This is a genomic window from Desulfamplus magnetovallimortis, assembly GCF_900170035.1.
In the GTDB taxonomy this organism is placed as follows: Bacteria; Desulfobacterota; Desulfobacteria; order Desulfobacterales; family Desulfobacteraceae; genus Desulfamplus; species Desulfamplus magnetovallimortis.
The window spans coordinates 11,326-36,430 of sequence record NZ_LT828559.1; the positions used below are offsets into that span (position 1 = coordinate 11,326).

At 40.7% G+C, this 25,105-nt stretch carries 19 protein-coding genes, 1 pseudogene and 1 riboswitch; of the genes and pseudogenes, 13 read left to right on the top strand and 7 right to left on the bottom strand.

Annotated features, from left to right (window positions below; all coding sequences use genetic code 11):
• Window positions 1–472: 472 nt before the first annotated feature.
• Window positions 473–3,454 carry a response regulator gene (locus MTBBW1_RS23100; protein ID WP_186441657.1) on the top strand — a complete coding sequence of 994 codons (2,982 nt, stop codon included), beginning with the start codon at window positions 473–475 and terminating at the stop codon, window positions 3,452–3,454.
• A 236-nt stretch (window positions 3,455–3,690) separates the two neighbouring features.
• Window positions 3,691–4,506 carry a response regulator gene (locus tag MTBBW1_RS23105; RefSeq protein ID WP_080807949.1) on the top strand — a complete coding sequence of 272 codons (816 nt, stop codon included), beginning with the start codon at window positions 3,691–3,693 and terminating at the stop codon, window positions 4,504–4,506.
• A gap of 446 nt (window positions 4,507–4,952) precedes the next feature.
• Here the strand turns inward: MTBBW1_RS23105 and MTBBW1_RS23110 are convergent, their stop codons facing one another.
• The 7 genes and pseudogenes from MTBBW1_RS23110 to MTBBW1_RS23140 form a co-directional block, all read right to left on the bottom strand.
• Window positions 4,953–5,708 (bottom strand): substrate-binding periplasmic protein, encoded by a 756-nt coding sequence (locus MTBBW1_RS23110; RefSeq protein ID WP_080807951.1) that lies wholly within the window; start codon window positions 5,706–5,708, stop codon window positions 4,953–4,955.
• Window positions 5,709–5,740: 32 nt separating this feature from the next.
• Entirely contained in the window at window positions 5,741–6,721 is a 981-nt protein-coding gene (locus MTBBW1_RS23115) for an ornithine cyclodeaminase family protein (protein ID WP_080807954.1), read from the bottom strand.
• 83 nt (window positions 6,722–6,804) lie between these two features.
• Window positions 6,805–8,478, bottom strand: a complete 1,674-nt coding sequence (locus MTBBW1_RS23120; RefSeq protein ID WP_080807957.1) for a BCCT family transporter — start codon at window positions 8,476–8,478, stop codon at window positions 6,805–6,807.
• A gap of 99 nt (window positions 8,479–8,577) precedes the next feature.
• Complete coding sequence (locus tag MTBBW1_RS23125; RefSeq protein WP_080807962.1) at window positions 8,578–10,002, bottom strand: trimethylamine methyltransferase family protein; 1,425 nt, start codon at window positions 10,000–10,002, stop codon at window positions 8,578–8,580.
• 548 nt (window positions 10,003–10,550) lie between these two features.
• Window positions 10,551–11,171: an AAA-type ATPase lid domain-containing protein gene (locus MTBBW1_RS27535; protein ID WP_087881836.1), complete on the bottom strand. Its 621-nt coding sequence runs from the start codon at window positions 11,169–11,171 to the stop codon at window positions 10,551–10,553.
• A gap of 48 nt (window positions 11,172–11,219) precedes the next feature.
• Window positions 11,220–12,181: pseudogene (locus MTBBW1_RS27540) on the bottom strand (sigma 54-interacting transcriptional regulator); the annotation flags it as partial.
• Between the two features lie 427 nt (window positions 12,182–12,608).
• Window positions 12,609–13,133: a shikimate kinase gene (locus tag MTBBW1_RS23140; protein ID WP_080807967.1), complete on the bottom strand. Its 525-nt coding sequence runs from the start codon at window positions 13,131–13,133 to the stop codon at window positions 12,609–12,611.
• Between the two features lie 265 nt (window positions 13,134–13,398).
• On the opposite strand from MTBBW1_RS23140, the gene pncB reads away from it, so the two are divergent.
• The 11 genes from pncB to MTBBW1_RS23190 all read left to right on the top strand — a co-directional run bounded on the left by pncB (window position 13,399) and on the right by MTBBW1_RS23190 (window position 24,947).
• On the top strand, window positions 13,399–14,568 hold the full coding sequence (gene pncB / locus MTBBW1_RS23145) for a nicotinate phosphoribosyltransferase (RefSeq protein ID WP_080807971.1): 1,170 nt from the start codon (window positions 13,399–13,401) through the stop codon (window positions 14,566–14,568).
• Between the two features lie 49 nt (window positions 14,569–14,617).
• A riboswitch (cobalamin riboswitch) is annotated at window positions 14,618–14,828 on the top strand.
• A gap of 415 nt (window positions 14,829–15,243) precedes the next feature.
• On the top strand, window positions 15,244–16,317 hold the full coding sequence (locus tag MTBBW1_RS23150; RefSeq protein WP_087881838.1) for a FecCD family ABC transporter permease: 1,074 nt from the start codon (window positions 15,244–15,246) through the stop codon (window positions 16,315–16,317).
• On the top strand, window positions 16,317–17,213 hold the full coding sequence (locus MTBBW1_RS23155; RefSeq protein WP_080807974.1) for an ABC transporter ATP-binding protein: 897 nt from the start codon (window positions 16,317–16,319) through the stop codon (window positions 17,211–17,213). The genes MTBBW1_RS23150 and MTBBW1_RS23155 overlap by 1 nt, the downstream gene beginning before the upstream one ends.
• Window positions 17,206–18,315: an ABC transporter substrate-binding protein gene (locus MTBBW1_RS23160; RefSeq protein WP_245809532.1), complete on the top strand. Its 1,110-nt coding sequence runs from the start codon at window positions 17,206–17,208 to the stop codon at window positions 18,313–18,315. The genes MTBBW1_RS23155 and MTBBW1_RS23160 overlap by 8 nt, the downstream gene beginning before the upstream one ends.
• Complete coding sequence (gene cobI, locus MTBBW1_RS23165) at window positions 18,308–19,015, top strand: precorrin-2 C(20)-methyltransferase (RefSeq protein ID WP_080807977.1); 708 nt, start codon at window positions 18,308–18,310, stop codon at window positions 19,013–19,015. The genes MTBBW1_RS23160 and cobI overlap by 8 nt, the downstream gene beginning before the upstream one ends.
• A 43-nt stretch (window positions 19,016–19,058) precedes the next feature.
• Complete coding sequence (locus MTBBW1_RS29790) at window positions 19,059–19,751, top strand: hypothetical protein (protein ID WP_245809533.1); 693 nt, start codon at window positions 19,059–19,061, stop codon at window positions 19,749–19,751.
• A 77-nt stretch (window positions 19,752–19,828) separates the two neighbouring features.
• Entirely contained in the window at window positions 19,829–20,191 is a 363-nt protein-coding gene (locus MTBBW1_RS29795) for a hypothetical protein (RefSeq protein WP_245809534.1), read from the top strand.
• Between the two features lie 129 nt (window positions 20,192–20,320).
• A complete protein-coding gene (gene cbiE / locus MTBBW1_RS23175; RefSeq protein WP_186441658.1) occupies window positions 20,321–21,766 on the top strand; it encodes a precorrin-6y C5,15-methyltransferase (decarboxylating) subunit CbiE in 1,446 nt (481 codons plus the stop codon).
• 78 nt (window positions 21,767–21,844) lie between these two features.
• Complete coding sequence (gene cobM / locus MTBBW1_RS23180) at window positions 21,845–22,690, top strand: precorrin-4 C(11)-methyltransferase (protein WP_342743956.1); 846 nt, start codon at window positions 21,845–21,847, stop codon at window positions 22,688–22,690.
• A gap of 14 nt (window positions 22,691–22,704) precedes the next feature.
• The gene (locus MTBBW1_RS23185; protein WP_080807983.1) at window positions 22,705–24,027 is read left to right on the top strand and encodes a cobalt-precorrin 5A hydrolase; all 1,323 of its coding nucleotides are present in this window, start codon (window positions 22,705–22,707) and stop codon (window positions 24,025–24,027) included.
• Window positions 23,916–24,947 carry a precorrin-3B C(17)-methyltransferase gene (locus MTBBW1_RS23190; protein WP_245809535.1) on the top strand — a complete coding sequence of 344 codons (1,032 nt, stop codon included), beginning with the start codon at window positions 23,916–23,918 and terminating at the stop codon, window positions 24,945–24,947. Before MTBBW1_RS23185 ends, MTBBW1_RS23190 begins: the two co-directional genes overlap by 112 nt.
• Window positions 24,948–25,105 lie beyond the last annotated feature (158 nt).

The window sequence follows — 25,105 nt, forward strand, 5'->3', positions numbered from 1 at the left end:
AAGATCATAGGTGTCGACTTTGAGTTCTTAATAACGTACATGGCTGATGACCGCCACAATCGAAGAGATGAAAGTCGTTTTAAAAACAGGCTGTTACCGAGACTTTCATATAAAACCCCCATGTTTGATGACGCATCATAACGAAACATGAAAGTCGTTTTATATCAGCGTGTTATGGAGACTTTCTAATAAAAAATATGACATTTGAACTTTCATGGCAGATTCGTTTCATATTCTCTCTTCTCCTTTAATGATTGATTTGCATATGTGGGTTATGTATAATTAGTATAAGCTGATGATCTGGATTTGCCACAATAGAAAGGGTGGAACTGCAAAAGTTCCGCCCTTTTTTGTTTTTTCTGCCCTTCAATTCTTCTTTTGTTTTATTGATTTTATGGAGACAGTGCGTTATGTATTCAACATTGTCACCTGCTTTACGACCCCATCAAATTATAGTGTAGAGGAATTTTTCATGGTAAAAATGAATATCTCCCACTTTTCAATCAAAAATAAGCTTTTGATAATGCTTTGTATGACATCTTTTTTAAGCCTGTTTCTTGTCTGCGTGGCACTTGTGATCAATGAAAAAAACAGCGCCAGAAAACATCTCATAGAAACCCTTGATTCAGTGGCTGAATTTATTATGTCAGACAATGATTTCTCGGGGATAGATCATGAATCCCGTGTTTTAAAAGAAGCATTGTCTTCCTTTGATCTTAAAACAGATATTTTTTTTGCAGCACTTTACAGTGCTGATGGTGAAATCTACAGTCAGTATATCAGGCATCCGGATAAAAGAGAGCTGTTTGAAACAGAACGTCAATCAGTTATTCCTGATCACCTTAAAATAATGGCTCTTCTTAAGTCAAAAAAACGTCATACCATCTTCACCAGGGAATATATTCATCTTTTCCGTCCTTTTCCAGTTAATGGCATCGAGATGGGAACAATACATCTTGTGGCAGATATGCTTCAGCTTGAAGAGCGCCTCATGACCTATTATAAAATGATAAGTCTTGTAGTTGCTGCAACATTGGCTATTATCCTGCTTATTGCCACCAGAATGCAGAAGGTTATTACAGCACCGCTTCTGCAGCTTATGGCATCCATGGAAAAGGTGACCCGTGAAAAGAATTACGATGTAGAGGTTATCCAGGAAAGCCATGATGAATTTGGAGTACTCATGAGCCATTTTAATGGAATGATCAAGGAGATACATAGTCGGAATCATGAGCTAAAGGCATATAATGCAGGGCTTGAGAAAATGGTGGAGTTGAGAACTGCTGATCTATCCAGGGCAAAAATAGAGTTGGAGAATAATGTAAAAGATCTGGAGGCTGCAAGAAAGAGTGCAGAGGAGGCCGGAAGATCGGCAGAAGAGTCAAGAAAAGCCGAGGAAGTTGCAAGAGAGTCTGCAGAAGATGCAAGGGCTGTGGCAGAACATGCAAGAGCTGTGGCAGAGGAGGCTAGTCGTGCCAAATCACAGTTTCTGGCAAACATGAGCCATGAGATCCGTACCCCAATGAACGGGGTTCTTGGTATGACAGAGTTGCTTCTTGATACAGAATTAGACCGTACCCAGAGGCATTTTGCAAGAACCATTCAGGATTCAAGCGAATCCCTTTTGATGATTATCAACGATATTCTTGATTTTGCCAAGATTGAAGCAGGCAAGCTTGAGCTTGAATTGATATCTTTTAACTTACAGACTCTGGTTGAGGATGTAGCCCAGCTTCTCTCCTCCCGAAGTCACTCCAAACGCCTTGAGCTGGCAGTTTTAATTCCGCCGGAAACCCATATTTTTCTCAAAGGAGATCCCGGCAGGTTGCGTCAGGTTATGGTAAATCTTGTTGGTAATGCCATTAAATTTACGGAAAAAGGGGAGGTCATCATAAAGGTATCCACCTCTCTTGTAAGCTCTAACCGTGTTGATCTTCATATTTCCATTTCAGACACAGGTATTGGAATAACACCGGAAGGTATCCACAAGTTGTTTCGCCCATTTTCCCAGGCTGATGGAAGCACTACCCGTCAGTTTGGTGGTACAGGTCTTGGTCTTGCCATATCAATGGAGCTTGTGGAGTTGATGGGGGGAACCCTTGAGGTGGAGAGCCAGCACGGCATTGGATCAAAATTTTTCTTTACAATCCCCATGGCCATCAGTGACAAAATGGATAGGTACACTTTTTTCCCTGCAAGTGAATCCCTTGAGGGATTGAGGGTCATAATAATTGATGATAATGAAACCAACCGTGAGATTCTTCAGCGTCAGACATCATCATGGGGGATGTTGAGTGAGTGTGCTGAAAGTGGTCGTATTGGGCTTGAAAAAATCAGAATGGCTTTGCAACAGAAGAACCCTTTTGATATTTTGCTTCTTGATCTGGATATGCCTGGAATGGATGGCTTGGATGTAGCTCAGGAAATTCACTCAAGCCCTGAGCTGACAGAAATCTCTATTATCATGCTCACCTCTGTGGCTGCCTATGGTGACTCGCGTAAAGGAAAGGATATGGGGATTTTAACCTGTCTGACAAAGCCGGTACGTCAACAGGATCTCCATGCAGCACTGATTGACATAATTGAAGGCTCATATCCAGATATAGCTGACAGTTGTGAGGCTGAAAATACTTTGCAGGATGCTCTTGATAAAAATGCAAAGTATAACCTGCATGTGCTTCTGGCAGAAGATAATATGACAAATCAGCATGTTGCTGTTGGCATGCTTAAAAAACTTGGTTGCAGCGTCGATATTGCTGAAAATGGTCTTAAAGCTGTGGAAGCATTTTCCAGCCACCATTACGATCTTGTTTTGATGGATTGTCAGATGCCTGTAATGGATGGATACCGGGCAACGGAGAAGATAAGGGAGATTGAGCTTGCTGATACCACAAAAAACAGGCATATTCTAATAATAGCTCTTACAGCCAATGCTCTAAAAGGTGACAGGAAAAAGTGCATTGCCGCTGGTATGGATGACTATCTTGGCAAACCCTTCAAGTTCACCCAGCTTGCCATCCTTTTTCACCACTGGTTTGGTGAAGATAAGTGTCGTGCTGAAAATGATATCTTGCCGGATGAAATTGATAATGAAGATTCATTGCCAACTGTTGATTTTACAATTTTTGAAGAACTTAAAACTCTTCAGATTGAGGGTGAGCCTGATATTGTAAGACAGATTCAGGATGCTTATCTAAATGATGGAGAGCTTATTGTTGAAGAACTTCAAGCTGCTTTAGCTGACGGAAATTTTGATATTGTACGGCAAAAGGCTCATACACTTAAATCAAGCAGTGCCAATGTGGGTGCCTTGCGTCTCTCCATGTATGCAAGGGAGCTTGAGAAGAATTGCAAAAACAATGAATTTTCTGATTCTCGTGACCTTTTTGATAAGATCCAAAGCGAATTTTTGAATGTAAAAGAGACTTTGACCAGAGGAAGTGCCATTCAATGAATTTTTTACCGTGGAAATGGATACAAATTTCCATATTCGGGGGTGGCTGGATGGCAGTCATGACCGTTTACCGTGAAAACACATTTTGTTTTCATTGTCGGGGGTGGCCGAAATCTTATTTGGCCATGAGAGTTTACCGTGAAAATGGATGCAAATTTTTATATCCGTGGGGTGGCTGAATCTCAGCCATGTCCGTTTGCCCGATGATAAAACCTTGAAAGACAATTAGGAATATTATGACTGAAGATGTAAAAGTTGTCTCGACTGCGGGAGATAATGCAAGTTATCCTTTAAGTGATGAAGAGTTTCATCCCCTTGCAATGATTGTGGATGATGATTTCTCTCTGCGTCTTGCCATGGGTGCTGCTTTGCGTAAAGCAGGCTTTGAGGTGGTGGAGGCTGCCAATGGTAACAGTGCTGTTTCCCTTTTTCAATCCAGAAATCCTGATTTGATTCTCATGGATGTAATGATGCCCGGAATGAATGGATTTGAGACCTGTCGGGCCATCAGGGAGCTTCCAGAAGGAAAAACTGTCCAGATATTGATGGTTACAGGCCTGGAAGAGACAAATGCCATTGAAAAGGCTTTTGAAGCAGGAGCGGATGATTTTGTAATAAAGCCTATTAAATGGGTTATGCTTGGGCATCGTGCCCGTTATATGCTTCGCAAGGGGCAGATAATGAAAAATCTTGTCAAAAGGTTAGATTCTCTTGCAAAAATTCAGGCAGTTGCAAAACAGGGAGGGTGGCAGATCAATTCTTCCGGTAGCTCTTTTGCTGTGTCAATGGAAGCCGTAACTATTCTTGGCATTGAAGAAAATATTAGCAACATTACATATGAGATGTTTCTGTCATGTGTTGATCCGGAAAACTCTCTTGATCTCAGAAGAACCATTGATGATGCATTGAAGAACAGAGATTCCTTCAGCATGACATGCAGGATTTGTATGCCTGATAATTCAGTAAAACATATTCTTTTACAGGGGGCCATGCTTTCTGATCAATCTGATATAATGACGGGTGTTGTTCAGGATATCTCAAGTATATTTTAAATAACGTACACGCGTATGCCCGCCATAATGGAATTTTGGTGGTTGGTTATAATTTCGGCCATTTGTCTGAATCAGGATAACCAGGATAAAAAAGATGTTCAGGATATTTGCTTAATCCTGCCTTATCCTGTTAATCCTGGGTATCCTGATTCAGACAGCTTCACAAAAATTATCATTGGCCGAAATTAGAACCAACCCCGGATTTTTTTTGTTCGGGCACTTACAAGAGAACTCAATGTTTTTTCTAAAATTTTGGGGATATATCCATGCATATCAATAACTAAATTTTTTGATTTGCATGGATATTATCAAAAAGTTAGGAATGATTACGAAATAACTTACCCATGTTCCCCCTCTCCAGTAATGTGGAGGGGTTTAGGTAAATGGGCAAGATATTTAAAACCGATTCCTTAGCTGATTTTGAACCTTAACACCTTCAGCAAACTTTATTCGTTAAGATTGTATTTTTGCAGAATCTTGCTGTAAATTCCCTTTTCCTTGATTCGCTTTAATGCACTGTTGAATTGTTCAACCAACTCAACAGATTTTTTGTTTTGTTTGTCCACAATAAGATATAGAGGATATTCAGCTTCAGGTTTGGAAAGTGTGTTGAAATTGCCAATCTCTTCCGGCAGATTATTTTTAATCAGAGATCGGGCAACAAGTTCATCCATTGGAAAAATGTCAATCCGTCCGGCTCTGAGCTTTTTGAGATTCATGATTTCATCGGCTGCAAAATCCACATTAAATCCATTTTTTTGAAGTGTTTCGTGGTTTCCGTATCCCAATACACCGCCGAATTTATAAGATTTCAGGTCATCAATTGTTTTCCAGTCAACGCCATTCAATTTGTCCTTATAATAAAAAAAGACGGAACGGCTGGGGGCTATGCTGTCGCTGAAAACATATTTTTCCTCCCGATCGGGATTTTTATAATACGGCAGGGCTGCCCATGCCTTTCCTTTGGTAATGTAATGTTCGCATCGTTTCCAGGGATAGAATTCATATGTGACATCCATTCCCATCTCTTTTACCACAGCCGTGGTTATTTCAGAGCAGAATCCATATCCTTCAACTGCTTCTGAAGTGTAAGGTGCCCATTCTCCTGTTGCAACAGTTAATGTTTCTGCTTCAACAGCATTGAGAAAGGTGAGGCAGAAGATTATTGATATGACTACTTGAAATAATCTTGATTTTTTCATGGTGTTAATGTTCCTTTATATCTTTTATTTTTTCAAAGCGGTAACCATGTGCCGATTTTCTTTTCCACAGCCTGTTTGTAGATCAATGGTGCCACTGCCATGTCTTCCATGGCAAGCCCGAGGTTTGCAGCAAAATTTCGTTCCATATCATTTTCCCTGCCTGCTTTTTTTCCTGTGACAAGTTCTCCAAGTTCTGCATAGACATCAGGGCACTGCTGAAAATATCCCATACCATCCTTGTAGTGCTTGTATTGGGGCAGATTGTCTGTTGTCCATTTGTCTGCCTGATTCAGAGCATCCCTTGAAAAGAAGGAATCAAAATCCACACAGGAGACAAAAGCACCCTCATCAACCCATCCTGCTTTAATTGTTTCGTGGGGTTTTTTCAGTATGGGGCCTGATGTAACGACAATATCGCATCCTGTCACAGCTTGTTTTGGATCTTCAACTATGCTCACTTCAAGACCAAGCTCACCTGATGCATAAGCTGCAAGGGTTTCGCGATTCTCCTTGCTGGGATCGAATGCCATAACTTTTTTCAGGGGAAAGAGAACATTCATTGCTTCAAGATTTGTATGGCCCTGAACTCCGCAGGCAAGGATACCTATGGTGGAAGATTCCTTTCTTGCCAGATATTTTGCTGAAACTGCCGAAGCTGCTGCTGTACGCATGGCTGTTATCCATGAGCAGTCCATGACAGAAAGAGGAACGCCTGTTTCAGTATCATTGAGGATCAAAAGCCCCATTATATAAGGTAATCCCTTTTTCTGGTTGCCGGGATATCCACTCACCCACTTAACACCTGCGGAGTTCATGGCCGGAATATATGCAGGCATGGCATGTATGAAGTTGTCTCCACCTTCTCCGGGATGAATTCCTGGTTTTGGGGGCATTTCAACATTGCCGTTACCCATTTCGACAAATCCTTTTTCAGTTGCTTCAATGATTTCTGCCATTGTGAGACCAACATTTTTAACATCGTCCTGGCTTAGGTAAAGTAATTTCTGACTCATTTTTCAACTCCTTTTTTATGGTTGTTTTTAGTAGTTTTTTTATACTCAAAACCGACATCTTATTTTTTTTCAAGAAGTTACGGTTATGATTTTGTTGCTTCTAAATTTTTTTCAGAGACCGCTTTGCCGCTATCTTCTTCCCTGGCACGCATACCGTCACGGACAAGTGCCTTTATAAGGGCTATGCCCATCAATACCATGATAAAGGAAAAGGGCAGGGCACCAACAAGCATGGCGGATTTTATGGCAGTCAGTCCACCTGCTATGAGCAGAGCTGCAATCAGTACTGTCACGGCGGCGCCCCAGAATATGACATGGGTTTTATCTTTTTGTTTTTCGTCACCGCCGGAGTTGATTGTGTTGATAATAAGGACAGCAGAGTCGGCAGATGTAACAAGGTAGGTCATCAAAAGTACCACCACCATGACAGACATTGCTTTTGCAGCGCCTGAAGAGAGCATCACTTTGAGGGTTGCAAAAAGCTGAGCCTCTTGCCCTGCGTTCAGGATAGTGCCGGCTGCTGTGCCGTGAAGTTCAAGATCAATGGCACTTCCCCCCACAAATGCGAACCATATAAAACACATGAGAGAAGGGATAAGCATTGTTCCCATGACATACTCACGAATACTTCTTCCTTTGGAAATCCGCGCAAAAAAGAGACCAACAAAAGGTGCAAAAGCTATCCACCATGCCCAATAAAACACCGTCCACCAGATGGATTGCCACTTATAAAGGGTTGCAGCAGGTTCCACATCGGAATTTGCCCAGTATGTCATGGCCTGAATTGGAAAATTGATAACATAATCTAAAATTCCAACAAAAAGGGATTTAAGAGCCACCATGGAGGAGCCAAATACAAGGAAAAACAATAGCAGGGCAAAGGAGAGTACCATATTAATGTTTGAAAGCCATTTGATTCCTTTTCCCACACCCGAAGCAGCCGATAGAATAGATGCTGCCATTACCACCACAAGTGCAATTATCATGGCAGTATTGGTTGGAGAGCCTTCGGCATTGATCATCCAATCTGCACCGCTTATGGTGTACATACCGGCTGCAAACTGGGAAATTCCAAATCCTATTGTCACTGCAACACCTAAAATGGTGGCAATTACTGCGCTGATATCCACCACATCTCCAAGCATACCCTCAAGTTTTTTGCCAAACAAGGGAGTGAGACCGGAACGGATGGTTAAGGGAAGATTCCGGTTATAGGTGAAAAATGACAGGGCAAGCCCCACAATGGCATAACATCCCCAGGCACTAAGTCCCCAGTGGAAAAATGACCATTTGTAAACAGAGCGCAGGGTCTCATCGGATTGGGCAGCCACGACACCTGAGATGGTATCCGGGTTGCTGGCAAAGTGATAGAGTGGTTCGGCAGTTGAGAATGTCAGCATGCCAATGCCGATACCGGCGCCGAACATCATGGAGATCCATGAAAAGGTCGAAAACTCAGGCTTTTGATTTTCATCGCCCAGAATGATTTTGCCGGTGGCAGGATTGATGGCAAGGAAGAAGCAGACAAATACATAAAAGGCCATGGCATAGATGTACCACGCTCCGAAGCTTTCAAATGACCAGCCCTGCATTGTTTTTAACAGACCTCCTGCCTGATCCGGAAATACTGCCGCCCAGATGGCCAGCACCACAATGAGAATTTTGGAACCCAGTGTTACTACCTGATTGAAGCCTTTGTAAAAGCCTCTGTTTGCAAGTTTGATGTTAAGTTCTGTGACAGGTGGGGTAATACTCATTAATAGATCTCCTTTATGTTCATAGTATAGGAATTTCCATTTTTATCCTGCAAAAGCAGTTGGTTCTGGAAAAGGATACCCGAAGGGTGTTAGGTTTTGTTACATGTTCTGTTTCCGATGTGTTATAAAATCAGCAAGTGCAATCTCCACTTCTGGATCTATCTCTGGCCTCTCATACTCTGCAAGGCGTTTCACCAATTGTTCCGATGCAATTTCATCAATGGTTTTTGCACCTGTTTTTTTCCAACTGCTGTGATCTTTTTTGTTGTAAAGCGATGTTTTGTAAAAGGCGGTGCGGCAGTTTTTAACTGTGTCGGGATCCATAAGATAATTGCCGCCTATGCCAACCTTTTTTATGCTATCCACATTTATACTTTCCATGGTGATATCAATTGGTGTGAGCATTCTTCTGATCATGCCGCAAAGCTCTTCATCAATAATCCATTTTTCGAGGTTGTTTCCAATGAATGTTCCCATCATGCCACAGGAGTGGAGGATAAAGTTTGCACCGTTTCTGACAGAGGTGCTTAAGCTTAATGCACCTTCGGCAAGGGCCTGGGCATCAGGCACATGGGAATCGGTGAGAGAACCGCCGGTACGGCATGGAAGTTTGTAGTATCTCGCCATTTGGGTGGTTACGGAATTTATGATCCAGGTTTCAGGTGAACCGATGGTGGCAGCACCTGTCTGCATGTTGGTGGGACATGATGTGGTACCATAAATGACAGGGGTGCCTGGATTTACAATTTGTGCCAGGGTCAGGCCTGCAAGTATTTCAGCATTCATCAAGGCAAAGAGGCCGGGCAGGGAGACAGGGCCTGATGTTCCACCCATTATCATGTTGAGAATTACAAGTGCCTGGCCGTTTCGGGCATATTCAATGATGGAGCCTGCCATCTCCTCTGCAAATTGAAGCGGGGATAGTGGGTTGATAAGACCTATGGTCACAACTTTATCTTTGATAGTTTCCCTGCCTCCAAAGGCAATGGCTATCATTTCCATAGTGTCCTTTGCGCTTTGTATAGTGTCTGTGCTGCCCATGAAAGGTTTGTCGCACAGGGTTATGTTGGCAAACAGCATCTCAAGGTATGCTGTACCTTCCACCACATTGGATGGTTCAATGTGCTTGAATCCGTTCATGTTGATATGTTCGGAAGTGTGGACAAGTTTGCAGATATTAGCATAGTCCTCCATGGTTCCGGGGCGCTGATTTCCATTCTTATCCATTATGAAAGGTGCGCCATAGGTGGGAACAAAAACCCAGTCATCCTCTCCTATATAGAGGCTTTTTTCAGGGGATCTTGCTTCAATTTTGAATCGGGATGGTGCATCTTCCACTGCCTTTAATAACTTTTCTTCCTCAAAATAGACGGTCTTTCCTTCAACTTTGAATCCGTTTTGCCGGAAAAGTTCCAGTGCTTCGGGTTCATTGAATGTAACTCCGGTGTTTTTAAGAATATTCATGGAGGCATTGTGGAGAAGTTCAATCTCGCCTTTTGTGATGGTCTGCATACGGTCATACATATTGTAGGCTCCTTAAAATTTTTTTTCAAAATTTCCTTGATGGTTCTTTTGCCTATAAAAGAGGCATTTTTAATATATTCCAAAAAGTTTTTAGAGTTGGCTGTTTGAGATTTCCAAAAGTGACCAGATTATTTCAAAAAGGGTGATGCACAAAATGATGAAGCTGGCCATGAAGTTTAGCAACAAGCATACCACAGGTGTTTTTGCTTTAAATATTAAGGTGTTGCGGTAATTTGGAAATAAAATAAAATATTTTTTAATAATTGGGATATTGAAAATAAAATGTGTTTTATTTTTTAGGAGGTTTTTAAAATATATTTTATCAAAGAATATAGGCATCCTTCATTTCCCGTTTTACACTTTCCGGAGTGATCTGCCCATTTTTAGGGAAGCGTTCCCACAAAAGTGTAAAGTATTTTTGGGATGACATGAAAGATGCCAGAATAGATATAGATTTTTATATTTTGGGGGGGCTGACTTCTATCCATGATAGTTTATCATGGAAATAGATACAAATTTGCATATTCGGGGTGGATGAATTTGGTGAGTTATTCTGAGGAGTTTTTTGGGGCTGGTTTGTAGTCCATGCGGTTAATGTCGTACCTTTTCATTTTGTAGTGAAGCAACTGGGGTGAGATACCGAGTTGTCTTGATGCTTTGGCAGCATTTCCACGGCTGTCTTTGAGTGCCTGGCATATGGTTCTGACTTCATTTTCTGTCTGAAGTTGAGCAAGGTTTATCGGGTGATCGGGTATGGATTCCGGAATAATTTCGGAAACGATCTTTTCGTTACTTTTTTCGTATGTGTTTTTATTGTTGTCTCTATTTTCATTTTTTTCATTTGGCATGAACAGGTCGTTTTTCTGGCTTAAATGGTTGTTGCTGCTTAAAATATCATTTTTATTTCCAAAACTGTTAATATGGACTGAGAGGTGTTCCTTTTTTATGACACCATTATTTTGGACCATATTCATTGCCCCTTCAATAACATGTTCAAGTTCCCTGACATTTCCAGGCCAGCGATAGGTGTGAAAAATTTCCATGACATTTGAAGAGATGGTATTAATATTTTTGTTAAGGGAGTGGTTGCATTTATTAAGGAAATGGCCGATCAGGGTTTCAAGATCTTTTTGCCTCTCTCTTAATGGAGGAATCTGAATAAAGACCACTCCAAGCCTGTAAAGCAGATCCCTTCTGAAGCGCCCTTCATTGCAGGCAACATGAAGAGGTTCGTTTGTTGTGCTGATTATTTTTAAATCAATATCAACCTCTTTTAAGGAACCGACCCTGCGTATTTTTTTTCTTGAAGCGTGCGTAACAATTTTGCCTGAAGGCCTATGGGCATGGAATTTATTTCATCCAGAAGCAAGGTTCCACCACTTGCCTTTTCAAAAAGCCCTTCTTTGTCAATGGAACCTGTAAATGCCCCCTTGGATGTTCCAAACAGAATACCTTCAAGCAGATTTTCAGGAATTGCAGCACAGTTGACAGCTACAAATCGTTTTTTGCTTCTGAAGCTTTTATTGTGGATTGATTGGGCAAAAAGTTCCTTGCCGGTTCCAGTTTCGCCATAAAGCATTATTGATGAAGGTGTGTTGCAGGCCATGCTGGCAGAATGAACCGCCTGAATAAATCTTTCATCATTACCTATAAGATCGTCAAAGGTGAAGCGTGTTCCGTTGCCTATATTCAGGCGTTCACGGTGGTGGTTTGACAGGTTGAAAGATTGAAGATCTCTTTTTGTCTCCTGGGAATTTGCATATTCAACCGTTTTATCCATGGAGTTATATTCTCTTATGAAACAGATGGTTCCACAGATTTCCCTGTTGTGGAAAAGAGGATAAACATTGTGAATGGAGTTGATCATCTTTCCAAGGTGGGTACGGTAGAAACAGGCCAGGTTCTCAATGGCTTTTCCGGTTCTCAGGCATTGCATTGTAGGGCTTATACCGTCATCAACTCTGTATATTTCAGTCACTTTTCTGCCTTTGACAAGATTTATGTCAAGGTCGTCAAGGTCAGCCTGGGTCTGGTTCATGTAAACAACTCTTCCTTCTTTGTTTGCTATAATGATGCCTTCATAAAAAAGATCCAGTATGGGTAGCATTGAAAAAAGAGTAAGATCCATATCTTGAACCGTTTTAGCTATGGATGATGCACGGGATATTTTTGTGTTCATCTGTAAATATTTTCTTTTGCAAAAAGATTAAGATGTGTCAGAAAAAGATATTTTACATTCAAGTATCTGCAAGATGCTTTTATTATTAATACTATCATATCTTTGATTGTGTAGGCAATGCAGAGATGGAAGTTGTAAGGCATGACTATAGTATATGAAGTATCCATAAAAACGCAACTGTCTGATTTAGATATGAAATTTACCTCAAAATTTATCTGTTGCTTAACCTGGGAGGTGAAAGGCAACATTTATTGTTTTTTATAATTATTACCCAATCAAATTTTGTGCCAGTGGCTGAAAATAGTGCAAAAAAGCGAGGGGAAGTTCTTTTTTTGTTTTTTGCTTGAACGGTTTTTTTAACTTAGGAATGGGCATGAAATAACTTGCCCATTTTGTTTTAAACGTAGCGGGTGGGATATCTTAAATCTTAAGGTTTTATTGGGTATGGTAATTCTTGACCGGCTAATTGAGCAATCTCAATGGCCACTTGATTTTGATTAATCAGATCACAATCAACTGTAATATCAGCATACTTTTTATATAGTATCTGTCTCTCTTCAAATAGCTCCATGAGAGTTTGGTTTTCTGATTTTGCAATTCCTCTTGTTTCAAAGTTATGAATACGTCTCTTCAGCTCTTCATAGCTTGCCTTTAAAAAGACAATTGTCGATATCTTTTTTAGGTGATTCATTGCCTTTTCACTATAGGGAACACTTCCGCCGGTGGCGATTACATGGTTATCAATATTCAACTTTAAAACCTCTTTTTCCTCAATAGTTCGCAAGTTCATATGGTCACTTTCATTGATGATCTGCTGAAGAGATTTTTGCTGGTTGATTTGAATCAGTATATCAGTATCTATGAATCCAAAAGAGAGATCTTTGGCAAGGATAATCCCTACTGTGCTTTTTCCGGCACCTGGCATACCTATTAGTGTCATGTTTGATTTCATTATTTTTCCTATTTTTATGATTTCATAAATAATTGTGTTGATAAATTATTAAAACACAAATATATCGTTTGTATTGGTGTGATTTTGTCAAAAAAATATATATATTAGAATTTTACTGTGGTCAATTTTTAATTTTTTTTGTATCACTTTCCTGATAAAGAAAGATTGATAATTTATAAATGGCCTTTGAAATTGAAAAAATATCACGAGTGGGATATGATTCAGGAAGGATAAAAAATATTTGTAACAATAAGGAAATAAGTCAATGATTCAAGGCATTCTCGATAATGATCTTTATAAATTTACCATGCAGCAGGCAGTCCATATGCTTTACCCTCGTGTTGATGCTGAGTATATATTTATAAACAGATCCGGAACTCCATTTCCAGCAGGTTTTGCAGAGAGACTCAAGGCAGAAATAAGAAATATGCCGGCGTTTCGTCTGACTTCTGAAGAGAAGCACTATCTGGACAAAACCTGCTATTTTATGACGCCGGTGTACATTGATTTTCTGCAACATTATCAGTATGACCCTGATGAGGTTACTATTGAACAGAAAAACGGTGAGCTGGATATAATAATAAAGGGTCCGTGGTATCGCACCATATTATGGGAAGTGCCTCTGATGGCAATGATAAGTGAACTCTATTTTGTCATGACGAACGCTGAAATTCTTCCCCACGAGAAACTGAAGGCAATCAACCTTAATAAGGCAACTGTTTTGAGCAAAAACAAGATCAGATTTGCTGATTTTGGAACCCGCAGAAGATTTTCATCAGCATCCCATATGGCATTGATTCAGGATATAAAAGGCGTTAAAAACAGCACTTTAATAGGTACAAGCAATGTTAATCTTGCAAAATATTTTAATATAAAACCAATTGGTACCCTTGCCCATGAGTGGTTTATGTTTCATGCGGTTTTAAATGGATATCGAATGGCCAACCGCACAGCAATTGATGCTTGGGCACAGGTTTTTCATGGCTCCCTTGGTATTGCTTTGACAGATACTTATACAACAGATATCTTTTTGGAAACATTCGATACTATGCAGGCAAAGCTTTTCGATGGTGTTCGTCATGATTCAGGGGATCCACTTGAGTTTATTGAAAAAATTATACGACATTATGAAAAGCTCCACATTGATCCAACCACCAAAACAATAGTTTTTTCTGATGGTCTGGATATTGATAAAGCTGTAATAATTCATAATACCTGCAAGGGTAGAATTCGAGATTCTTATGGTATTGGTACAAATCTGACCAATGATGTGGGGGTCACCCCTCTAAATATTGTTATAAAGATGTCAAAATGCAGGACAGCGCCGGATAAACCATGGCACAATGTTGTCAAGTTATCTGATAACATTGCAAAACATACAGGTGATGAGGAAGAGTTGATTCACTGTATAAATGTTCTCCAGAGGGGATTTTAAATCAGGGTGGTGTTGTTTTGAATTGACCCTGACATAAAAATATAATATAAATAAAAGATTTATTTCAGGAATTTAAGGGAATCCTGTGAAAATCAGGAACGGGCCCGCCGCTGTAACCGGGGATGAACCTTTGCCCTATATCACTGTTTGATGTCTGATTATCATCTGTCTGATGACAGCAGAATCTGGCATAAATGGGAAGATGCAGAAAAGTAAGTTGATCCGGAAGTCAGAAGACCTGCCTGAAAAAATAACTCATTGTGAATTCCCGTTGATTGTGATGGGAATCCGCCATGTATGTTAAGGAAGATTTGTTTTAGACTTATTCCTTATCCTGCGAGGTTGGGATAAACGGAAATTAAATATATGGATTTGAGGATAAAAACGGAGTCCCCATATCGAGATTATATCGGTATGGGGGCTTTTTTGTTTTGGTGCTATGCATTCCAGATTAATAAAACCTCATATTTGCTGAGTGTTCCGTCAAGATTTAGTTGTCGGGTGATTTTTGAGGATGATCACTTGATATTACGCACTTTCAATTGGCATTCTACCCGACAATCAAACCTTGAAAGACCACTGAGGCGTCACAGCGAAACATGAAAGTCGTTGTATATTAGCATGTTATGGAGACTTTGTAATAAAATTATTTTTAAGGTAAACAGGATGTGATGCATGTTCTCTGACAGTGAAAGAAAATTTGTGGAAAGAGTTGAATACCTGGGGATTTCTCTTCTTGCCTCTCTTCTTGTCGGGTTAATCCTGCTATCAGCTTCCATGGGTTATATTAAAATTCCTTTTCATGATGTTGCAAGGGTTGTGTTGTCTGCAATATATGATAATACATTCTCAATTTCTGATAATACGCTTTTAATAAGCGGTATTCCTGAGTCTCACTCTGTGATTGTTATGGATGTTCGCCTTCCGCGGATTCTCACCTGTGCCTTTGTGGGAGCAGCCCTTGCCCTTTCCGGCGTGATTTTTCAGGGGATTTTGCTCAATCCTCTTGCTGATCCCTATACTCTTGGAGTTTCTGCTGGTGCAGCCTTTGGTGCCTGTACTGCAATTTTGCTTAATCTGGGTGCTGCCTTTGTCTCTGTTCCTCTTTTTGCATTTCTGGGTGCAATTGCGACACTTTTTTTTGTGATATATCTTTCATATACCGGAAAAAACAGAGCTTCGGTTCTTTCATCCAACAGTCTTATACTTTCAGGCATTATTATTGCCGCAATTTTGTCTGCTGCAATTAGTTTTCTGAAATATCTGGCAGACGAACAAGTTGCTATTATTATTTTCTGGCTAATGGGAAGTTTTGCCTCAAAAACATGGATTGATGTGTTTGTTACTTTTTTATTTCTTGTATCAGGCTTTGCTGTTTCAATGATGTTTGCACGGGAGCTTAATCTTATCTCTCTTGGTGAGCGCTCTGCCTCAAGTCTTGGTGTGGATACCCGAAAGGTGACATTGATTCTTTTGATCACAGCTTCGATGCTGGCGGCAATTTCAGTTTCTGTTTCCGGAATTATAGGTTTTGTTGGCTTGCTGGTGCCTCATATGGTTCGATTCATTACAGGCCCTGATAATCGTAGATTAATTCCTCTCTCCATGTTTTCCGGTGCAATTCTGCTTCTTGGTGCAGATACTGTTACCCGAGCGGTTTTGCCCCACGAAATTCCCATTGGTATTTTAACTGCTCTTATTGGCGGGCCTCTGTTTTGTTGGATCTTTAAGCGGGGGAACCTTAGATAATGCCTATCTCAGTTAACAATCTGTTTTTTTCCTACGGTGATCGTGTCAGGCAGATTGCTCAAGTCAAATCTCAACAAATACCTGTAGAAAAAATAAGGGGAGATGAACATTCTCTTTTACCACCTGAAGATGCGTGCTCTATCCGAGGTATTGATCTTGATTTTAATGAGGGCTGTTTTTACTCCATTCTTGGGCCAAACGGATGTGGAAAAACCACGTTTATTGATCTTCTGATTGGCCATTTAAGACCTGCTTCTGGTAATGTTTTTCTCCAGGGCAAGGATATCGCCAGTTTATCAAGACTTGACATTGCAAAGCAGGTTGCCCTGGTTGCGCAAAATGACACAGTGAACTTTCCATTTACTGTGCAGGAGGTTGTTATGATGGGGCGTCACCCTTATATAAAACGATTCTCCATGCCATCCAGCAAAGATGTGGCTCTGGTTAAAGATGTGATGGAGAGAACAGGCGTTGATAGGTTTGCCTCAAGGAAAATCACAGAACTGAGCGGTGGAGAGCGTCAAAGGGCTCTTTTTGCCAGGGCATTGTGTCAGGATACTCCTTTTCTTTTTCTTGATGAGGCATTCTCCAATATGGATATCCACCACACTATCCGCCTGCTGGATATTGTAAGAGAGGATGTGCTTGAAAAGGGCAGGGGGGTGATTTCTGTGTTCCATGATATCAACCTTGCGGCAATATGGTCAGATATTCTTGTTTTTATGAAGCAGGGAGAGATTGTCTCCTGTGGTAAGACAAAAGATATTATGGATGAACAGTTGATTGAGGACGTGTTTCACGTGAAACCCAAAGTGGAGTATAATTCATATGCCCGATCAAAGCAGGCATCTTTTAGGTCGGAGATTACAACTATGGGAAAGAGTTGCAATGAATAGATATAACCGGTTTGAAAAACAAGTCAGATGCTACAAAATAAAAGTTGGTATGAACTTTGCTCTTCTGTTGAAGATATTTGTCATTATCTTCTCTGCTCTATTGTTAAATACCTATCCCGAGCTCTCTTATGGTGCTGCTGACTCCTGTGATGATCAGTCAAATATTTTGCTTGATAAGGTTAAATCAGAAGAAGCCATGCTGCAAACGCTACCTTTGATAACAGACTCAAGTGGTCGAAAAATTGATGTTGCATCGCCTTTTAAAAGAATTATCTCTCTGTATGGAGCACATACGGAAAATCTTTTTTATCTGGGACTTGACAAAGAGATCATCGGTGTGGCTCCAAAAGAGTCCTATCCTGAACAAGCAAAGCTCAAACCTTGGTTTTCATACCATGACGGACCAGAAAAATTTCTGGCAGCATCTCCGGATCTTGTGCTGGTAAGACCCATGATTGAACGGGGATATCCATCACTTATTGATCGTCTTGAAAAATCAGGAATTACTGTTGTTTCCCTTCAGCCGGCAAATGTTGAAGAGATGCTTGAGTATTGGAAAACTCTCGGGCTCCTGACAGGGAGAAAAGAAGAGTCGCTTACAATGGTGGAAGAGTTCAAAAAGAGAGTTAACCACTATGAATCCCTGACAGCTCACCTTGAAGATGCTCAGAGGCAAAAAGTCTATTTTGAGGCTATTCACTCAAAGATGAAAACATTTACTCCAGGCTCAATAGCACTTTTTGCCCTTAAAACAGCAGGTGGCATAAATGTTGCTGATGATGCCGAATCATCAAGGGGCAGCAATATTGGAAATTACGGAAAAGAGAGAATTCTTTCCCGTGCCTCTGAAATAGATGTTTTTTTGGCCCAAAAAGGTGTGATGAATCACACATCTGTGGAGATTATCAAAAATGAACCTGGTTTTGGGATTATAAAGGCTGTGAAAAATGGACAAATATATATAGTAGATGAAATGACAGTATCAAGACCGTGCTTCAGGCTTTTGCAGGGCATTGAAAGGATAGGGGAGATACTTTACCCTGAACAGTTCAGGCAGTTGCCTGAAAAAAAGGAATCAACAAGAGGAAAAAACAATGAGTAAATGTGGCAAATTATTTGGCATTGGCGTGGGGCCAGGAGATCCTGAACTTTTGACTCTCAAAGCAGTCCGTATGATCAACGAGGCTGATGTTGTGTTTACGGCTGCATCTGCCAAAAGAAATTACAGTCTGGCTCTGGAGATTGCACGACCCCATATGTCCGAGACAGCCGTTATAAAGTATCTCTCTTTCATTATGACCAAGGACAAAAAAGCTACGGAAAAGGCGTGGGATGAAAATGCATCCCGAATCGCTGCTGTTTTGAGGGATGGGAAAAGCGCAGCATTTCTTACTCTTGGGGATCCTACCACTTATTCCACATTTGGCTATATTTTAAAAAGCCTTAAAAAGGTGATGCCAGATGCAGAGGTGGAAACAGTTCCGGGTATTACATCGTTTCATGCCGCAGCAGCAAGGCTTAACAGAACGCTTGTGGAAGGTGAGCAGTCCCTTTTAATAACATCAGGTGCTTACGGCGGTGATCAGCTCCAGAGGGTAGGGGAGAATGTTGAGAGTATCGTCATGATGAAGGCATATAAGAATGTTAAGCAAAACAATGCTGCGTTAAAAGCTGCCGGATTTTTTGAGAAAAGTGTTGCCATCTCAAAATGCGGCAGGGAGGGGGAAGAGATTATCCCTGACCTCAATGAGCTTGAAAAGAGGGTTCCCAATTACTGGACTCTGGTGCTTGCGGCAAAATAACCCATGGCCGATTTAAGCCACCTTGATCATGAAAAGAGTAATAATGAGAGAAAAAAAGCCACAATATATAATCCTTTTGATTTCATTTGTCATTTCTCTGGCGATTGTCGGAATCTCCATTGCATATGGCGATTGTATGAGTCAGGATATGCTGCTTAACAGGCTTTTGTTGCCCATATTCAGGCTGCTCTGTTTTATTACCCTTGGCCTTGTGGTTGGGCAGATCATTGAATCCACCGGATGGACAGAGCGCCTTTCAGTTTTTGCAAGACCACTGTTTAGCTTTTCCAATCTCGGAAATCAATGCAGTGCTGCTTTTACAGCAGCTTTTGTTTCCGGTGTTATTTCAAATGCAATGCTTCTGAACTTTTATCAGGAGCAAAAGATATCTAAAATGCAGCTTTTTCTCACAAACTACATGAATCAGTTGCCAGCCTTTTTCCTGCATCTTCCAACTACTTTTTTCATTATTATTCCCCTTACTGGTACAGCAGGTGTTCTCTATTTTACCCTGACCTTTGCTGCCACTTTGTTGCGAGTGATTTGTGTGCTGTTGTTTGGGCACTTTTATAAGCCCGATTTTTCTGATGATGCTAAAAAAGATCCATCTGAAGACACAGGAGAGAAGCAGAATGATAATAACGGAAAAATTTTAAAGGGTAATAGAGTTGCTCACAGGGGAGAAGATAAAAGTTCCGGAAAAGAGAACGCAGTTAAAAAAAGAAAACACTGTTAGAAGAGATTAAAACCAAACTTCCTGCAAGGGTGGTCAATATAGCCGTATATGTACTTCCTATTTATACGTTGGTTTTTGTGCTCAATCTTAATGGTTTTTTCCGTTATCTCAATGATGCTCTCTCTTCTCATATCACCTTGAGCATAATGCCTGTTGAGTCGCTTTCTGTGGTTATGCTCAGCTTTGCTGCTGAGTTTACCTCTGGATTTGCCGCAGCCGGAGCTTTAATGGATGCAGGTATATTAACCACCAAACAGACTGTCATTGCCCTGCTACTGGGAAATATCACAGCTTTTCCTATTCGTGCTTTGCGTCATCAGTTGCCACGATATATGGGAATTTTTTCCCCCAAGATGGGCTTGCAGCTTCTTTTGTCCGGACAGATATTCCGTGTTATCAGCATTATTGCCGTTGGTTTGTTCTATTATGTTATAGCTTGATTTTCGGGCATGCTTCATTTCCCAGTTTACACTTTCCGGAGAGAAAACTCTGTGTGGCGGGAATCTCTCACAAAAAAGTGTAAAGTATTTTTGGGTTCAAATGAAGGATGCCGATTTTCGGAGGAAAAATTGATTCTGGAAAAGCATTGTGGTTCCATTGACGTTATCGGAGTGGGCCTCTCTTTTGGTGATCTTACGGAAAAGCATAAAAAGATAATTGCCTGTGCTGATCTTGTTGTGGGTGGAAAACGTCATCTTCAGCAGACCATGGAGAGTGGTGTGCTGAAAGGTGTTCCATGTGAAACTTTGACCATAACCGGAGATATTAATAGCATTATCAATACTATTAGGGATCGAAAAGAGCACTCGAGGATTGTGGTGCTTGCTTCAGGGGATCCCCTTTTTAATGGTATAGGTTCTACATTGATTACAGTCTTTGGAAAGGAGTCTGTCCAGATTCATCCGAATATATCTTCAATTGCAGGGGCATTTGCCGCCATTAAGGAGCCTTGGCATGATGCCACTCTTCTCTCTCTTCATGGTAAGGATATTGACAATCTGGCTGAGATCCTGAAAAAAAACCTTAAAATTGCCATCCTTACTGATAATAAAAAGACACCATCATGGTTAGCTGCTTTTCTTGTTGATGAGAATATATTCCATTTCAACATGTATGTTCTTGAAAATCTTGGAACCCAAAAACAGCAGATATATTTTTTTGATGATGTGTCTGTGGTTGAAGGAAAAAACTTTGCATCTCCCAATGTGGTTGTACTGATGGCAATGAAATCTTTTAAGCCGGATAGTATGGGTGGTGAAAAAAAATATAAGCCGTTGAATAACTTAGAATCTGTAATGCCGGATGGTGTGAACAACCAGATTGCAAAAAATGACCATGACAAGCCGTTTTTGCCTTCTAAACCTTCATGCCCAGAAAATTTGACCATCCCCGATAATGAAAACCATTTGGGGGGGCAGGGTAAAGTTTTACAGCCTCCTTTAATTTTTTCTGGAATGCCTGAGTCCATGTTTTTTCATGAAAACGGATTGATTACCAAACCGGAAGTTCGCGCAGTGGTGCTGTCAAAGTTGGAGTTGATAAATGATAATCATCTCTTCTGGGATCTTGGAGCAGGCTCAGGTTCTGTATCTGTGGAAGTATCAAGATTTATTCCTGCGGGTAAGCTTTATGCTGTTGAAAAAAATATAAGACGTATTTCTGATATCAGGCAGAATATTGAAAAATTTGGCATTGAAAACATTCATGTTTTGCAGATGGAACTTCCCTGTGGCATGAGTGATCTTCCTGAGCCTGATCGGGTTTTTATTGGTGGGGGAGGGCGCAATATTGATGATATTGTCAGAATCGCCGGAGAAAGACTTGCTTTAAATGGTGTAATGGTTGTCAATACAGTGCTTTTGCAGAGCATGAATATGGCATTTGATGTCATGAAAAATATGGGGTTTGATACTTCTCTTATTCAGATGCATGTTTCGGTTTCCCGAAAAATGCCATTTGGAGAACGGCTTGAAGCTCAGAATCCTGTATGGATCATTTCTGGTAAACGGATATGATTGCGTATCAATCACCCCCCCAAGTATAAAAATGATAGTCATTTTCACGGTAAAAAATCAATAAAAGGAGAAAGATAATTGGTTGTAGCAGACAATGCGCCATTTAAGGACGCTGAAAAGCTTTCTGACAAAGAGTTTTTGGCTATAAAAAGGAGTGATTTGTTTCCGGTTATTTTTGTAGGTGCAGGTCCAGGAGATCCTGACCTTATAACAGTTAAAGGGCAAAAAGCTCTTTCTGATGCAGATCTGATCATTTATGCAGGTTCACTTGTGCCTGAAGCTCTGTTAACCTGGAAAAAAGAGGATGCAGAAGTTTTAAACAGTGCGTCAATGACTCTTGATGAAATTGTTGAGAAGATTTGCGTAGCCCATGAGAGGCACAAGAAGGTGGTACGTCTTCACACCGGTGATCCATCACTGTATGGTGCCATCCTTGAACAGATGAGGGAACTTGACAGGCATGGTATTTCCTATTCCGTGATTCCAGGTGTGACTGCGGCATTTGCAGCAGCAGCAGCAATGGGGATGGAATATACCCTTCCCGAGGTTACCCAGACCCTTATTTTGACACGAATTGCCGGAAGAACACCTGTGCCGGAGAGTGAGTCCCTTGAGCTTCTGGCAGCTCACCAAAGTTCAATGGCCATCTATCTGAGTATTGCACATGTTGAGCGAGTGGAAAAAATATTGTCGGAGCACTACGGCAATAACTCTCTCTGCGCAGTTGCTTATAAGGTCAGCCATCCGGAAGAACGAATTGTTTTTTGTAAGATAGAGGATCTGGCCAAAACCGTTGCTGAAGAGAAATTGAACCGTCAGGCACTTATTATTGTTGGAAAGGTGGTGGAAAGTGCCAATCAGAAGAGTGATGTGATTAAGTCCAGGCTGTATGATTCCGGTTTCGCCCATGGGTTCAGGCAATAAAGGATTTATTGGAAATGACTGCCTCATGTAAAAAAAATCCAGAGGAGAGAATCGCTGTTTGGGTGATTACTCCCAATGGATTGCATCATGCCGGAAAACTAATCAGAGCATTGCCATATAGCAGACTTTTTGTCTCATCTACTGTTGCCAATGCCTGGCCGGTTTCTCAAATAATAGATGCATATTATGCTTGTGACTCATTGAAAAGTTGCAAAGGTGCCACTTCTTTTTATTCTGTTTTTGAAAGACTTTCCATTGCCATTGAGGAGAATTTCAGGAAATTTGATGCTCATATCTGCATATTTTCCACAGGTATTGCAGTAAGGTTGACAGGGAATCTTCTGAAATCAAAACTGAGCGATCCCGCTGTGGTTGTGATGGATGACTGTGCAAATCATGCAATAAGTCTTGTTTCAGGTCATATCGGAGGAGCCAATGAGCTGACCGTGAAAGTTTCTCAAATAACTGGGGCTTCTCCTGTTATTACCACTGCCACGGATGTTAATGGTTTGCCATCCATTGACATGATTGCAAGAAAGCTTGGTTTGATCATAGAAAATCCGGAAATGATAAAGCGCATCAATATGGCTTTTTTGCAAAAAAAGAGGGTAAGAGTTGTGGATCCTTTGAATCTGCTCACATCTCATATTCCAAATGTTTTTTTGACAGAGATATCAAATTCAGAAAACTCTGTGGGAAAAAACAGTATTATAAATGGTCATAATCATGATAACCATGATCTAACTGTATTTTGTTCAGATATGGATATTGAGATTGTTTCTTCCGTGAATGACTCAGATGTTTCTCTTGATTTCTCTTCTTCAGCGAATGGTTTAGGTATAGATAGTGAGAACTCACTTTCAGTGAATGGCTTAAATATAGATATTGAAAATACTATATCGTTGAAAAGAAAAGATGTCGTTTCACGTGAAACGATCATTTTGCGTCCCCGTTCCCTTGTAGCTGGGATGGGATGCAACAGAAATACTTCAACAGAAGAGTTGATGTCGTTTTTGCTCGACTCATTTAAACAGAATAATCTATCTGTTCAAAGCCTTGCCGCCATTGCTACAACTGTGGTGAAACAGGATGAAAATGGACTTTTGGAGTTGGGCAGGATACTTGATAAACCAATTATGTTTTTCAGTAAAGATGAGTTGAACTCGGTTGGCACCATTCAAAATCCATCAGAGATGGTGGAAAAACACTTAGGAGTAAAAAGCGTATGCGAAGCAGCAGCGATCCTTGCAGCAGACAACGGGAAACTGATTCTCCCCAAAATCAAAAAGGGAAATGCAACCCTTGCTGTGGCAAGAAAAAAGGCAGGCTTTTTGTAATAGGCACAGGCCCTGGAAGCCTTGATTACATTTCAAAAAGAGCCATTGATCTGTTGAAGATATCAGATTCAGTGGCGGGATATACCACATATATAGATCTTATCAAGGAAATCATAGAAGATAAAAAAATTATTTCAACCGGCATGATGAAAGAGGTTGATCGTGTTGAATCTGCAATAGACGAAGCCTTGAATGGAAATGTCTGCTCCCTTGTGTCAGGAGGAGATGCCGGAATTTATGCCATGGCCGGTCTTGTGTTTGAGTTGTGTGAAAAAAGAGGGGTCAATCTTGTTCGCCACTCATCTGCTTCTGCTGCTATAAAAGATAAAATTCCTGCTGCAATAATAGATAAAGTGCCTGCGCCTATAATAGATACAGTGGAGCCGGTGGCAAACTTGAACTCTGATTCTGAATCTGTCAACAATGCAGATTTTGAAGGTGGAGAGACTCCTCTACAAAAGGGTGATCACTTAGCTGATTCAATTGAAATTGAAGTTGTCCCCGGAATTCCTGCACTTGCTGCCGGTGCATCACTTATAGGTGCCCCTTTGACACATGATTTTGCTGTGATAAGTTTAAGTGATCTTTTGACTCCCTGGGAAAAGATTGAAAAAAGAATTGAATCAGCAGCAGCTTCAGATTTTGTGATTGCCATCTATAACCCCAGAAGTAAAAAAAGGGACTGGCAGTTGGCTAAAGCCAGGGAACTTATCCTAAAACATAGAGCACCAGAGACACCAGTAGGAATTGTCACCTCTGCCATGAGGGAGAACCAGAAAGTTATCATTACTACACTAAAGGAGATGGATTGTACGGAAGTCGGGATGCAGACCATTCTGTTGGTTGGAAATGACAGCTCTGTTCAGTTTCTTGATTTTATATATACTCCAAGAGGCTACTCAAAAAAATATAACCTATAGATTCCAGATAAACATTTTGCATGTAAGAAGCTCAAAATCGAGATCTTGTTGGCTTTCTTGGCATTTTTATATGAAAGTCTCAGTAAGTGGCTGTTTTTAAAAGGACTTTCATCTCTTCGATTGTGACGTGAATCCGCCATGTACGTTATATGAAAGTC

What these genes read in the sequence shown, in the direction of transcription:
- MTBBW1_RS23100 (WP_186441657.1), top strand. Translation starts at nt 473, where the DNA reads ATGGTAAAAATGAATATCTCCCACTTTTCAATCAAAAATAAGCTTTTG.
- MTBBW1_RS23105 (WP_080807949.1), top strand. Translation starts at nt 3,691, where the DNA reads ATGACTGAAGATGTAAAAGTTGTCTCGACTGCGGGAGATAATGCAAGT.
- MTBBW1_RS23110 (WP_080807951.1), bottom strand. Translation starts at nt 5,708, where the DNA reads ATGAAAAAATCAAGATTATTTCAAGTAGTCATATCAATAATCTTCTGC.
- MTBBW1_RS23115 (WP_080807954.1), bottom strand. Translation starts at nt 6,721, where the DNA reads ATGAGTCAGAAATTACTTTACCTAAGCCAGGACGATGTTAAAAATGTT.
- MTBBW1_RS23120 (WP_080807957.1), bottom strand. Translation starts at nt 8,478, where the DNA reads ATGAGTATTACCCCACCTGTCACAGAACTTAACATCAAACTTGCAAAC.
- MTBBW1_RS23125 (WP_080807962.1), bottom strand. Translation starts at nt 10,002, where the DNA reads ATGTATGACCGTATGCAGACCATCACAAAAGGCGAGATTGAACTTCTC.
- MTBBW1_RS23140 (WP_080807967.1), bottom strand. Translation starts at nt 13,133, where the DNA reads ATGAAATCAAACATGACACTAATAGGTATGCCAGGTGCCGGAAAAAGC.
- pncB (WP_080807971.1), top strand. Translation starts at nt 13,399, where the DNA reads ATGATTCAAGGCATTCTCGATAATGATCTTTATAAATTTACCATGCAG.
- MTBBW1_RS23150 (WP_087881838.1), top strand. Translation starts at nt 15,244, where the DNA reads ATGTTCTCTGACAGTGAAAGAAAATTTGTGGAAAGAGTTGAATACCTG.
- MTBBW1_RS23155 (WP_080807974.1), top strand. Translation starts at nt 16,317, where the DNA reads ATGCCTATCTCAGTTAACAATCTGTTTTTTTCCTACGGTGATCGTGTC.
- MTBBW1_RS23160 (WP_245809532.1), top strand. Translation starts at nt 17,206, where the DNA reads ATGAATAGATATAACCGGTTTGAAAAACAAGTCAGATGCTACAAAATA.
- cobI (WP_080807977.1), top strand. Translation starts at nt 18,308, where the DNA reads ATGAGTAAATGTGGCAAATTATTTGGCATTGGCGTGGGGCCAGGAGAT.
- MTBBW1_RS29790 (WP_245809533.1), top strand. Translation starts at nt 19,059, where the DNA reads ATGAGAGAAAAAAAGCCACAATATATAATCCTTTTGATTTCATTTGTC.
- MTBBW1_RS23185 (WP_080807983.1), top strand. Translation starts at nt 22,705, where the DNA reads ATGACTGCCTCATGTAAAAAAAATCCAGAGGAGAGAATCGCTGTTTGG.
- MTBBW1_RS23190 (WP_245809535.1), top strand. Translation starts at nt 23,916, where the DNA reads ATGCGAAGCAGCAGCGATCCTTGCAGCAGACAACGGGAAACTGATTCT.